This window comes from Ferrovibrio sp. (genome assembly GCF_019636075.1).
GTDB lineage: Bacteria > Pseudomonadota > Alphaproteobacteria > Ferrovibrionales > Ferrovibrionaceae > Ferrovibrio.
Map to the genome: position 1 here is coordinate 1 of NZ_JAHBYG010000067.1, position 11615 is coordinate 11615.

The following is an 11615-nucleotide window of genomic DNA, read 5'->3' on the forward strand; positions in this document are numbered from 1 at the left end:
AACCTTGATCGGGATGCCATCCAATCCACAATTCGGACAGAAGCCCGTGCCAATCGTCGTCATAGCTATCTCGCCTCTTCGACATACCGATACCGCTCTTTCAACTGTTCGATCTTTTGCGGATTTTTTTCATCATCCGCCGCGAGCGCCATTGCGTCCCATGCAATGCGTTGAATGAGGTAATCGTCCAGGAGGTCTTCGGTTTCGGGGTTAGCTAAAACATGGGCGGCACGGATCAGTCCTGCGCCTTGTTTCATAAGTTGCTTAATCAGGTAGTCGCGGCGCCCGGTGGTATGCCGGCCAATCGGAACATATTCACGCCACCTATGAGCGGCGATTTCCCATGCCGCCGTCCAGAGCGGATGCAATGCCCAGCGCCCGCGATTGCTATCGGTTGATGATGGCACACACAGGCGGCGGGACAGCAGCGCCTCTGCTACAAGCTGCCCGCCTGTCGCCATGTAGTCTTCAAATGTGCGTATGTCGCGGTCTTTCAGCCAGTCGCCACTAAACCGCACCTCGACACGCCACACATCCCGGCGAACATCAGCCGGCAGGCCCGCGCGCTGCCAGATGGCATAGAACCATTCCTTGCCGCTCGCTTCATGGATTTCGCGGGTCTTGTCGTAGAGCTGTATCTCAACGCTTTGTTTCGCGCCGAAAGTCAACGTCTGCAAACGGCCATCGGCGCTTTCAGTTTTCACCTTGCAACGCGATGGCAATAACGCGGCCTCGGCAAGGCGCGGCGTGGTGCTTTCAGCAAAACCGGGCAGATAAAAATCTACGGCAACGTCGATCCGCGACAGGCTCACCGCACGTTCAAGGCGCCGCTCGAAATGGCTTTCCAAAATCGCATCGACACGCTCGCGCAATGCCGGATAGCCATGTTCCCAAAGGCCAGCCGACAGATACCGCACCGCGACGCCCCATTCCGACGCGCGCGTTTTTACCAGGATCAGGAAATCGTCGTTGCCGATAACCCATTTGAAGCCGCCCCTGGCGCCCGTAGCGGCCACCTGGAGGTATTCCGCGCCCCAGTGCACGCCCCACAGGCCCTTGCCACTGGCATCGGCCTCTGCGGCCTTCTGGCGGGCATCCTCCAATTCATCGGCCACAACGTCATGCGGGCTGTAGGCGAAGGCTTCCTGGATGCTGTCAAAATACGAGTCCAAAGGCCGCCATTCAGACGGCAGCGGCGTTCCCTCGATATTTGGCGGATTTCTCATCATCAGAGCCAGAGTATGTATCCGGTCCCCCCCCTATTAGAGGGAGGGGGGGGACCGCACGTCTCCCTAGGCCGCGCCCGTGTCGATCCGGGCCAACCCGGCAGCCAGGGCCGCGCGGGTGATACGAGCCAGCTTGTAAGCCAGCGCATTCGTCATGTTTACGCCGCCGTCGCCCTTGCGGCTTTCCAGGGCGACAACCTGGGTTGCTTCATCCAGGGTCAGAGCGAGCGAGGAAGGCTGTTGCTGCTGTTCGTTCATGGCATTGCCCTCCATCACGCTGCACGCTGCTGGCTGCGGTCCGGGCGGTTCCAGACCACATCATACTCGTTCGGCTTCCCCTTGGTCGGGAAAGCCGCACATGACAGCGGCCCCGTCCAGTCAGGATCATCCATCGACAGTGAGAGGTACTCACGTTCGGTGGTGCCTTCCTGCATGCGCTTAACCCAGCCGCCGCCCAACTCGTAGACCTCGCCGGTATGGTTGATGCCTTCGACCCGGTAATACGGGCTGTTGGCATCGCGCCGCTCGCCTTCCGGGATCGGCGTAAGCTGGATATTCACACTGCGGCGGCTCGACTGGATGAAACCGCGCAGCACCCTGTCGTGATGCATTTTCAAATGGCCGATGGTCGGCATGGAGGTTGCTCCTTACAGGCGCGCCCGGCTGCGCCGGGCTTAGGGGAGGTTTCAGAGTTTCGGGGTGGGGTTCGGGGGAGAGGTGCCGGTCAGAGGCTACCTCTCCCTCCCTCCCCCAAGTCCGTGGCTGGCAACCTCCCAGAAGCGCACCACGGCAAAGATGAATGTCTGGATGGTCTAGCGGCGCTTGAAGCGGCCATTCTTGGAGCGCGCCGGGCGGCGCTTGGTGGTGCGTTTCTTGGTTGCCTTTTTCTTGGTCTTTTTACGCTTCGCCATAATCGGCCTCCCTTTCGAGATTGAGTTTGCTGATCACGGAAAGGGCGTACCGGCGCGCCGCCTGGATGGCCGTCTGGGCATCCTCCGACACGAAGCGCAGCGGGCGGCTATCTTCCACCCGAACCTCAACAACACAGATCGGCCCCTGGCCCAGCGTCGGGTCTTTTTCGTCGGGGCGGCGGTTGATTGAGACGTACATGCTTCCCTCCGGTTAAGGCGGGGCGGCGAAACCTGCGGCAGGAAACCCATGGAAGAGATTTCAAGGCGCCGCCGCCCCTAGTCACACGATCTGGTGTGAATAGTGTCGTTATTCGCACTACGGGTAGGGGCTTGTCAAGAGATGAATAACGACACTAGGCTATATTCACACGATCTGGAGTCGGCCATGCGCGATGAACACGAAATCGAACTTTTGAAGCGCGATGCACTAGCGTCGGAAAAGGCTTGGGAAGCCAACAAAGGCGAGCGGCTGAAACACCGTCTTGGCGAGGCCGGAGCCGTGCGGTCCCTTGACTGGTATTTGAATGAAGCCAAACAGCGGAAGCAAATATCCAGCGACCGCCGCCTAAGTATTTTGATTGATATGAGCGATCAGGCCGTTAATCAGATGCGCAAGCGCAATGTTCTGCCCAGCGATGACGCAATGATACGCCTCGCATTTTGTGCCGGCGTTGACCCTGAAATCGCTCTAATCGAATTGAATATCTGGCGGCAGAGTAAGAGCCAAGAAACCTCGACCGTGCGAGGCAAGTACATTCAAATGCTTGAGGCCATGCGTCACTGGAAAGCAACAGCCGCCGCGTTTTTGCTCGCATTTATGCTGCTGTTTTCGGCCTCACCTTCCCTCGCCTCACCGGCAGCCGCAGCCGGACATGTGGTTCAGGAAGAGTGTATATTATGGAAAATACAATTTATGGGAATCCGGCTAATTCAGGCTCAGGATTATACCTGTGCGTCCAGAGCCTTATCCCAGCCGAGCGCGGCCCGGACCTGGTTGGCCATGTGGTCCATATCGTCCAACCGATCGTTTTCCCATAACACCAGCCGGCCATCGAACCAGCGGATCAGGCCGCGCTTGCGCAGGCTCTCGAAGAACGCATCGAAGCGTTTGGAATTGCCGGGCAGCCTGGCGACATAGACCGGCTTGCCGGTGGCGCAGGCTTCCGAGATCATCGACACGGAATCGCAGGTGACCAGCACGGCATCGGCCAGGCCAAGAAAGCCGAAATAGGGGTTCGGTCCCTGCCCGTCCCACAGCACCGCCTGCAGGCTGGCCAATCCGCCGCGCAGGATGTTGGTTTCGGCCTCGCCGGTGCGGCGCGAGATAGTGGCCAGAATACCCACGCCGGTGCCATGGGGCCCGGTCTCCTCGGACAACCGGCGCAACTGGCCGACGAATTCCTGCATCCAGGCTTCGTCCAGCGTGTAATAGCGGTTGTTGCCGCCGATCAGCACAGCCAGCCGGGGCTTGGGGATATGGGCGTATTGCGGCGCCAGGGCCTCGGCCGAATGGCTGAGCTTCTGCCGGGTCACCCGATGCAGCGCGCCGCGCGAGGTCAGCACATTGGGGCCGCGCACGCGGTCATGCTCGGGCACCACCAGCAGATCCCAATAACGCGGGTCGCTTTTCGGATCCTGCACATGGATACAGACCGTGCGGCCGCCCGAAGCCTTCTTTATAGCCAGCGCAAGCAAGGCCGATTTGCGGCCGCAGGTGACCAGCACATCCGGCCAAGGCTCGGAAATATTGGCAGCGGTATCGGCGGTCAGCGCCTTCAGGCTGGCAAAGGCCGGCCGCATCGGCGCCCAGGTATAAGGCCAGCGGAAGGCCACCTCGATGGTTTTCGGCGCCTCGAAGCCGCCGCCCTGGAACAGCGCTTCGGCCAGGCCGAGCGCCTGGCTCTGCATGCCCACGGCGCCGCGTTCGGACACCGCCCAGATCGATTTCAGCATTGAATCACCAGGCCGTCATAGGCCGGCTCGATATGGCTGGGCAGCTTGGCCCTCAGCTCTTCGTAATCCATGTCGATATGCAGATTGGTGAGGATGGCACGCGCTGGCTGCACGCGCTCGATCCATTCCAATGTGCGCTCGAGATGGCTGTGCGTAGGATGCGGCGTATAGCGCATGGCATCCACGATCCACACCTTCACGCCCTTCAAGGCCTCGAAGGCCTCTTCGTTCAGGTTCACCACGTCGTTGGAATAGGCCAGCTCATCGCCAAAGCGGAATCCCAGCGAATGAATGCTGCCGTGATCCTGGATGAAGGGCCGGATCGGAATGCCGCCGACATGGAAGGCGCCATCGATGCGATGCGGTTCGATGATGGCCGGATAGCCGCCGATGGTTTCGAAGCAATAGCCGAATTTGCGTTTCAGCCGATCGAGCGTGAAATCGTCGCCCCAGGCCGGCACGCGATGCTTGGAGGTATAGGCCAGGATGCGCAGATCGTCGGCGCCATGGGTCTGGTCGGCATGGTCATGGGTCCACACCACGGCGCTTACCCAGGTAAGCCCATTGGCCAGAAACTGGCTGCGCAAATCCGGGCTGGTATCCACCAGCACGCGGGTATCCTCGTGCTCCACCAGGATCGAACCGCGGCTGCGGCGGTTTTTCGGATTGGTTGGATCGCAGGCGCCCCAGGCGCCGTCGATACGTGGCACGCCGGTTGATGTGCCGCAGCCCAGGATGATCGCCTTCATGCCGCCAGTTGCGCTCCGACCGCCTGTCGCGGCACCTTGCTGAAGAACCGCAGGAAATTCTCCGTGGTGGCGGCCTGCAATTCCGCCGCGCCGATGCCGCGCAGCTTGGCGAGATAATCCGCCGTGAAGCTGACATAGGATGGTTCGTTGGTCTTGCCGCGCTTAGGCACCGGCGCCAGATAGGGCGCGTCGGTCTCCACCAGAATGCTCTCCAGCGGTAAGGCGGCGGCGGTCGCCTGCACGGCGGTGGCGTTCTTGAAGGTGAGGATGCCGGAGAACGACACCATCATGCCCAGGCCGACCGCCAGTTCGGCCAGCTTCTGGCCCGAGGTGAAGCAATGCAGCAGTGCCTTGAAGGGCCCCTTCTCCATTTCGGCCTGCAGAATCTCGGCGGTGTCTTCATCGGCATCGCGGGTATGGATCACCAGCGGCAGGCCGCTGATCCGTGCGGCCTGGATATGGGCCAGGAAGCAGCGCTTCTGCGCTTCGCGGTCGGAATGGTCGTAATAATAATCCAGACCGGTCTCGCCGATGCCAACCACCTTGGGATGATCGCAAAAGCTCAGCAGTTTGGCCGCATCCACATCCACGGCGTCGTCGGCCTCATGCGGATGGATGCCCACGGTGCAATACACATCGGGATAACGCTCGGCCACTGCCAGCACGCCGGCGAATTTATCCAGCCGGGTGCCGATGCTGAGCATCAGGCCCACATTGGCATTGCGCGCGCGCGCCAGCACGCCATCCAGATCGGCGGCGAAATCGGGAAAATCCAGATGGCAATGGCTGTCGATCAGCATGGCCTTATGCTTTCGCGGCATCCTGATAGCGCGGGAACACACCTTGCGGCGTGGGCAGCGGTGTACCGGCACGCAAACGGCCTGCCTCACCCAGATGCGCAAAGCTGCGCGCGGCTTCCGATACGCCCAACTGGTCCAGCATGCGGGCCGCGGAATCCGGCATCGCCGGCTGCGCCAGGATGGCGAGCTGGCGAATGGTTTCGAGCAACGCCCACAGCACGGTGTTCATGCGGGCGGGATCGGTCTTGCGCAAGGTCCAGGGCGCGGCCACATCGATATACTTGTTGGCCGCATCCACCAGATCGTACCAGGATTGCAAGGCCACATGCAGCGCCTGCTCGTCCATCGCTTTGCGCATGGTATCGGACAGGCTGTCGGCCTGGGCCAGCAAGGCTTCGTCGATATCGGCCAGCGGGCCCGGCGCCGGCACGCTGGCATCGGCATTCTTGGCGCAGAAGCTGAGTGTGCGCTGTGCCAGATTGCCGAAGCCATTGGCAAGTTCGCTGTTGATGCGCTGGATCAGGCCGTCGCGGCGGAAATCGCCATCATTGCCGAACGGCACTTCGCGCATCAGGAAATAGCGCGTCTGGTCGAGGCCGAATTCCTCGATCAGCGCCAGCGGGTCGATCACATTGCCCAGCGATTTGGAAATCTTCTGGCCTTCATTGGTCCACCAGCCATGGGCGAACACGCGCTTGGGCGGCTGCAGCCCGGCAGCCATCAGGAAAGCCGGCCAGTAAACCGCATGAAAGCGCAGGATATCCTTGCCCACCATATGCAGGTCGGCCGGCCAATAGCGCTTGTAGCTGGCAGAATCAGTATCGGGATAACCCGCCGCAGTCATGTAATTGGTCAGGGCATCCAGCCACACATACATGATATGGGCGGGATCGTTAGGCACCGGTACACCCCATTTGAACGTGGTGCGCGATACCGAAAGATCATGCAGGCCGCCCTTCACGAAGCTGATCACTTCGTTGCGGCGGCTGTTGGGCAGGATGAAGCCGGGATTCTCGTCGTAGAATTTCAGCAGCCTTTCACCCCAGGCCGAGAGCTTGAAGAAATACGACGGCTCCTTCACCCATTCCACCGGCGCGCCGCTGGGTGCCAGTTTGCTGCCATCGGGGCCGGCTGTGAGTTCGTCTTCCTGATAGAAGGCCTCGTCGCGCACCGCGTACCAGCCTTCGTAATGGCCGAGATAGATATCGCCGGCCGCCAGCAGCTTATCCCACAAAGCCTGTACCGACTTGATATGGCGGGGCTCGGTGGTGCGGATGAAATCGGTATTCGACACGTTGAGGCTTTTGGCCAGGTCGCGGAAATTCTGGCTCACCTGGTCGCAGAAAGCCTTGGGATCGATGCCGGCGGTCTGGGCCGCCTTCTCCACCTTCTGGCCATGCTCGTCGGTGCCGGTGAGGAACATCACGTCATACCCGTCCAGCCGCTTGAAGCGGGCGAGCAGGTCGCAGGCCAGGGTCGTGTAGGCATGCCCGATATGGGGCTTGTCGTTCACGTAATAGATCGGCGTGGTGATGTAATAGCTTTTGCTGGGCATCGGTTTGGGCCAAAAAACGTAAGAATTATCTGGTGTTACCACACCAGACCTGCATAGCCAATCTGGCTATTGGGTTTTTTATTCCTCGTAGCGGAAATCCGGCACGTCGATGCTGCGGTCGATCATCTGCTTGAGGCGGCTTTCCACCTCGGCCTGCAATTCCAGGATACTGGGCGTCACGACTTCCGGCGGCAGCTTCGGTAGCTCGAATTCGCGGAAATATTCCAGGGCGTTAAGCTGATTGAGAAACACCGCCTGGGCGAAATAGTTCACCATGCCGCGTTTATCAATCCACACCAGATAAGCGCCCATGGCTTTCAGCAGCGCGCCATAGCTGCGCATCTTAACGCCATTCACTTCGCCGGCCACCAGGCCGCGCGTGGCCTCGTCCAGGTCTTCCAGCCGCCCCTCGATCACCTCGCAGAAAGACAGGAATTCCTGCATCGAACGGAAGCTTTCGGCATATTCGGCAAACGAGATCAGCACCGCCCGCTCATAGGTGACATGGGCGGCATCGGCAGCCTGGCGGCCGCGCTGTTCCAGCACCTGCAACAGGCGCAGGGCCTCGTTGGTCGGGTCGCTGCCCTTGCGGGGATCGAGATAATTCCGGTAGACGCCGCTCATGGTTTCCGGTGCGATTGTGACAAAACTGTACTGAGTTTACCTGGAACTTTCTTACGGCTTCGTTGATGCCGAAGCCAGGGCCATATAGAATACCGCCTTGATGTCGGCCAGCGCACCCATTTCTCCCTCCTCTCCGGTCCCCATGGCCACTCAACCCACTGTTTTTCCTCATAAACATTTGCTCGGCATCGAGGGCCTAACAGCCCAGGACATCGCCCTGATCCTCGACGAATCGGACCGGTACGTTGAGCAGAATCGGGCGGTGGACAAAAAACAGGGCCTGTTGCGCGGCCGCACCATCATCAATCTGTTCTTCGAGAACTCGACCCGCACCCGCACCTCCTTCGAACTGGCCGGCAAGCGGCTGGGTGCGGATGTGATCAACATGTCGGTGGCCTCTTCCTCGATCAAGAAGGGCGAAACCCTGATCGACACCGCCATTACCCTGAACGCCATGCACCCGGATCTGCTGGTGGTGCGCCATCCGGATTCCGGCGCCGTGGCCCTGCTGGCCCAGAAGGTCGGCTGCGGCGTGATCAATGGCGGCGACGGCACCCATGAGCATCCCACCCAGGCCTTGTTGGACGCGCTGACCATCCGGCGCCGCAAAGGCAGGCTGCAGGGTTTGCGGGTAGCGATCTGCGGCGACATCCTGCATAGCCGGGTGGCGCGCTCGAATATCTACCTGCTCAACACGATGGGCGCCCATGTGCGGCTGATCGCGCCGCCCACCCTGCTGCCGGCTTATGCCGACCGGTTCGGGGTTGAGGTGTTTCACGACATGCGCCAGGGCCTCACCGATGTGGATATCGTGATGATGCTGCGCCTGCAGATGGAGCGCATGCATGGTTCCTTCGTGCCGTCCACCCGCGAATATTTCCATTTCTTCGGCCTGGATGCCGACAAACTGAGCTTCGCCAAGCCGGATGCGCTGATCATGCATCCAGGCCCGATGAACCGCGGCATCGAGATCGATACCGAGTTGGCCGACGACATCCACCGCAGCGTGATCCACGAACAGGTGGAAATGGGCGTGGCGGTGCGCATGGCCTGCCTGGAATTGCTGGCCCGCCATTTGCCCAATTGGTCCGGGGTTTAGGAATAGCTCATGGCCCGCCGCCGACGCCTCTACACCAACGCGCGCCTGCTCGACCCGGCCACCGGCCTGGATGTGAAGGGCGCCCTGCTCACCGAGGGCGCGCGCATCCTCGATCTCGGGCCGCGGCTGGCCAATTCCAGCATCGGCGGTGAAACCGAGACCATCGATTGCCAGGGCCATTGCCTGTCGCCCGGCCTGATCGACATGCATGTCTGGCTACGCGAACCCGGCGCCGAGCATCAGGAAACCATCGCCACCGGCGCCCGCGCCGCAGCGGCCGGCGGCGTTACCACGCTGGTTGCCATGCCCAACACCGACCCGGTGGTGGATGAAGTGGCTCTGCTGGAATTCGTCGCTCGCCGCGCGGCGGAAAATGCCGTGGTGCGCGTGCTGCCGGCGGCGGCAGCCACCAAGGGTACCCAGGGCAAGGAAATGACCGAGTTCGGCCTGCTCGCCCAGGCCGGCGCGGTGGCTTTCACCGATGGCGAACGCCCGATCGCCGATAGCCGGGTGATGCGCCGCGCGCTGTCTTATGCCACGATTTTCGACCTGTTGCTGATGCAGGCCTGCGAAGAACCCAGCCTGGCCCGCGATGGCGTGATGAACGAAGGCGAAGTGGCTGCACGGCTAGGCCTGTCGGGCATTCCCTCGGTTGCCGAAGCCATCCAACTGGAACGCGACATCCGTCTGCTGGAACTGACCAACAGCCGCATGCATGCCGCGCATATCTCCACCGCCGATGCCATCGACGTTGCGCGCCGTGCCAAAGCCCAGGGCTTGCGCCTCACCGCCGGCGCCGCGCCGCATAACTTTGCGCTGAACGAATACGATATCGGCGATTATCGCACCTTCGCCAAGGTGAAGCCGCCGTTGCGCCGCGAGGATGATCGCAGTGCGCTGGTGGATGCCATCGCCGATGGCACCATCGACACGATCTCGTCGTTGCACATGCCGCAGGATCCCGAAAGCAAGCGCCTTCCCTTCGCGCAGGCCGAGTTCGGCGCCATCGGCCTGGAAACCCTGCTGCCGATGTGCCTGGGCCTTTATCACAATGGCCGCGTGCCGCTGCTGCGCGTGCTGGGCTGCCTCACCATCAATCCGGCGCGCCTGCTGAAGCAGGAAAGCGGGCGCCTTGCGCCTGGCGCTCCGGCCGATCTGCTGGTCTTCGATCTCGACACGCCCTGGATCGTCGACGAAAAGAAAATCCGCTCCAAGGCCAAGAACACGCCCTATCATGGCCGCCGCGTGCAGGGCCACGCCTTGCGCACCGTGGTGGGCGGCGAAACCGTGTTCCAGCGCAAGCGCGAGGGCGCGCCCGTAAATGCCTGAGCCCGTAAATGCTTGAGCCCGTAAATGCTTGAACTCGCCATCGCCATTGCCCTGGGCTACCTGCTCGGTTCGATCCCATTCGGCCTGCTGCTCACCAAACTGGCCGGGCTCGGCGATATCCGCAAGATCGGTTCGGGCAATATCGGCGCCACCAATGTGTTGCGCACCGGCCGCAAGGATCTGGCCGTCGCAACCCTGTTGCTGGATGGCGGCAAGGGCACGGCCGCCGCACTGATCGGCGCGCAATTCGGACCCGATATCATGGTGGCCGCCGCCTTGGGGGCTTTCATCGGCCATCTGTTTCCGGTCTGGCTGAAATTCAACGGCGGCAAGGGTGTGGCAACGTTTCTCGGCGTGCTGCTGGGCCTGGCCTGGCCGCTGGGCGTTGCGGCCTGCGCTTCCTGGCTGCTGATTGCGTTCGTTACCCGCTATTCTTCGCTTTCGGCCCTGCTCACCGCCGCCGCCAGCCCCATCGCTGCGTGGTATATCGTATCGCCGCAGGTGGCCGGGTTATGCGCCGCGATGGCCGTGCTGATCTTCATCCGCCATCATCAGAATATCCGCCGCCTGCTGAAGGGCGAGGAACCCAAGATCGGTCGCAAGAAAGCGGAAGCGGATGCCGGCTCCGCGTGAGCTGAGCGATGCCGAAAGGCTGGACTGGCTGCGGCTGATCCGCAGCGAAAATGTCGGCCCGATCACCTTTCATCAATTGCTCGAACGCTTCGGCAGCGCGGCTTCCGCCTTGCAAGCCCTGCCCGATATGGCGCGGCGCGGCGGCCGCAGCAAAGTGCTCAAGATCGCCTCCAAGGCGGAGGCAGAAGCCGAACGCGATGGCCTGGCCCGGATCAATGCCAGGCTGGTGGCCTGGGGCGAAGCGGCCTATCCCGCGCGGCTTTGCAGCATCGACGATGCACCGCCGATCCTGGCCATGAAAGGCCATGGCGATTTGGCACGCAAACATGGCGTGGCCATTGTGGGCGCGCGCAATGCTTCCGCCATCGGCTTGCGTTTCACCCGCGACATCGCCCATGCAATCGCCAAGCAGGATCTGGCGGTGGTTTCCGGCCTGGCGCGCGGCATCGACCGTGCCGCCCATGAAGGCGCATTGCTGCAAGCCGATGGCGGCACCTATGCCTTCATCGGCACCGGCATCGACATGGCCTTCCCGCCGGAAAACGCCGATCTGCATAACCGCCTGGCCGAGCGCGGCGCGATCTATGCCGAGATGCCGCTGGGCACCGGCGTGAAGGGGCAGAACTTCCCGCGCCGCAACCGGCTGATCTCCGGCGCATCGCTGGGTGTGCTGGTGGTGGAAGCGGCGATGAAAAGCGGCTCGCTGATCACCACGCGCTTCGCCGCCAATCAGGGC

At 61.8% G+C, this 11615-nt stretch carries 13 protein-coding genes; 4 read left to right on the forward strand and 9 right to left on the reverse strand.

The genetic code is table 11. The annotated features are described in order from the left end of the window. Positions 1-65: 65 nt before the first annotated feature. The 9 genes from KF827_RS18785 to KF827_RS18825 form a co-directional block, all read right to left on the reverse strand. Positions 66-1229, reverse strand: a complete 1164-nt coding sequence (locus KF827_RS18785) for a hypothetical protein (RefSeq protein ID WP_291008900.1) — start codon at positions 1227-1229, stop codon at positions 66-68. Between the two features lie 63 nt (positions 1230-1292). Beyond that, positions 1293-1484 (reverse strand): hypothetical protein, encoded by a 192-nt coding sequence (locus KF827_RS18790; RefSeq protein WP_291008903.1) that lies wholly within the window; start codon positions 1482-1484, stop codon positions 1293-1295. 14 nt (positions 1485-1498) lie between these two features. Beyond that, complete coding sequence (locus KF827_RS18795) at positions 1499-1861, reverse strand: DUF736 family protein (protein WP_291008906.1); 363 nt, start codon at positions 1859-1861, stop codon at positions 1499-1501. Positions 1862-2123: 262 nt separating this feature from the next. Then, a complete protein-coding gene (locus tag KF827_RS18800) occupies positions 2124-2336 on the reverse strand; it encodes a hypothetical protein (protein ID WP_291008909.1) in 213 nt (70 codons plus the stop codon). A 743-nt stretch (positions 2337-3079) separates the two neighbouring features. After that, complete coding sequence (locus KF827_RS18805) at positions 3080-4090, reverse strand: mitochondrial fission ELM1 family protein (protein WP_291008912.1); 1011 nt, start codon at positions 4088-4090, stop codon at positions 3080-3082. Then, positions 4084-4839: an MBL fold metallo-hydrolase gene (locus KF827_RS18810; RefSeq protein ID WP_291008915.1), complete on the reverse strand. Its 756-nt coding sequence runs from the start codon at positions 4837-4839 to the stop codon at positions 4084-4086. Before KF827_RS18810 ends, KF827_RS18805 begins: the two co-directional genes overlap by 7 nt. Next, a complete protein-coding gene (locus KF827_RS18815; protein ID WP_291008918.1) occupies positions 4836-5639 on the reverse strand; it encodes a TatD family hydrolase in 804 nt (267 codons plus the stop codon). The genes KF827_RS18810 and KF827_RS18815 overlap by 4 nt, the downstream gene beginning before the upstream one ends. A 4-nt stretch (positions 5640-5643) precedes the next feature. Continuing rightward, on the reverse strand, positions 5644-7194 hold the full coding sequence (gene metG, locus KF827_RS18820; protein ID WP_291008921.1) for a methionine--tRNA ligase: 1551 nt from the start codon (positions 7192-7194) through the stop codon (positions 5644-5646). Positions 7195-7272: 78 nt separating this feature from the next. Beyond that, a complete protein-coding gene (locus tag KF827_RS18825) occupies positions 7273-7818 on the reverse strand; it encodes a hypothetical protein (RefSeq protein ID WP_291008924.1) in 546 nt (181 codons plus the stop codon). Positions 7819-7960: 142 nt separating this feature from the next. Here KF827_RS18825 and KF827_RS18830 point away from each other — a divergent pair, with 142 nt between their 5' ends. The 4 genes from KF827_RS18830 to KF827_RS18845 all read left to right on the forward strand — a co-directional run. Further along, a complete protein-coding gene (locus KF827_RS18830; RefSeq protein WP_291008927.1) occupies positions 7961-8917 on the forward strand; it encodes an aspartate carbamoyltransferase catalytic subunit in 957 nt (318 codons plus the stop codon). A gap of 9 nt (positions 8918-8926) precedes the next feature. After that, positions 8927-10246 carry a dihydroorotase gene (gene pyrC / locus KF827_RS18835; protein ID WP_291008930.1) on the forward strand — a complete coding sequence of 440 codons (1320 nt, stop codon included), beginning with the start codon at positions 8927-8929 and terminating at the stop codon, positions 10244-10246. A 24-nt stretch (positions 10247-10270) separates the two neighbouring features. Next, positions 10271-10879, forward strand: coding sequence for a glycerol-3-phosphate 1-O-acyltransferase PlsY (gene plsY, locus KF827_RS18840; protein ID WP_291008933.1), 609 nt, complete (start codon positions 10271-10273; stop codon positions 10877-10879). Continuing rightward, positions 10863-11615: DNA-processing protein DprA (locus KF827_RS18845; RefSeq protein WP_291008936.1), on the forward strand; the 753-nt coding region annotated here is incomplete at its 3' end. The genes plsY and KF827_RS18845, both read left to right, overlap by 17 nt.

Bases quoted from the DNA above. Each gene is read 5' to 3' on its own strand.
- KF827_RS18785 (WP_291008900.1), bottom strand. From the start codon at position 1,229: ATGATGAGAAATCCGCCAAATATCGAGGGAACGCCGCTGCCGTCTGAA.
- KF827_RS18790 (WP_291008903.1), bottom strand. From the start codon at position 1,484: ATGAACGAACAGCAGCAACAGCCTTCCTCGCTCGCTCTGACCCTGGAT.
- KF827_RS18795 (WP_291008906.1), bottom strand. From the start codon at position 1,861: ATGCCGACCATCGGCCATTTGAAAATGCATCACGACAGGGTGCTGCGC.
- KF827_RS18800 (WP_291008909.1), bottom strand. From the start codon at position 2,336: ATGTACGTCTCAATCAACCGCCGCCCCGACGAAAAAGACCCGACGCTG.
- KF827_RS18805 (WP_291008912.1), bottom strand. From the start codon at position 4,090: ATGCTGAAATCGATCTGGGCGGTGTCCGAACGCGGCGCCGTGGGCATG.
- KF827_RS18810 (WP_291008915.1), bottom strand. From the start codon at position 4,839: ATGAAGGCGATCATCCTGGGCTGCGGCACATCAACCGGCGTGCCACGT.
- KF827_RS18815 (WP_291008918.1), bottom strand. From the start codon at position 5,639: ATGCTGATCGACAGCCATTGCCATCTGGATTTTCCCGATTTCGCCGCC.
- metG (WP_291008921.1), bottom strand. From the start codon at position 7,194: ATGCCCAGCAAAAGCTATTACATCACCACGCCGATCTATTACGTGAAC.
- KF827_RS18825 (WP_291008924.1), bottom strand. From the start codon at position 7,818: ATGAGCGGCGTCTACCGGAATTATCTCGATCCCCGCAAGGGCAGCGAC.
- KF827_RS18830 (WP_291008927.1), top strand. From the start codon at position 7,961: ATGGCCACTCAACCCACTGTTTTTCCTCATAAACATTTGCTCGGCATC.
- pyrC (WP_291008930.1), top strand. From the start codon at position 8,927: ATGGCCCGCCGCCGACGCCTCTACACCAACGCGCGCCTGCTCGACCCG.
- plsY (WP_291008933.1), top strand. From the start codon at position 10,271: ATGCTTGAACTCGCCATCGCCATTGCCCTGGGCTACCTGCTCGGTTCG.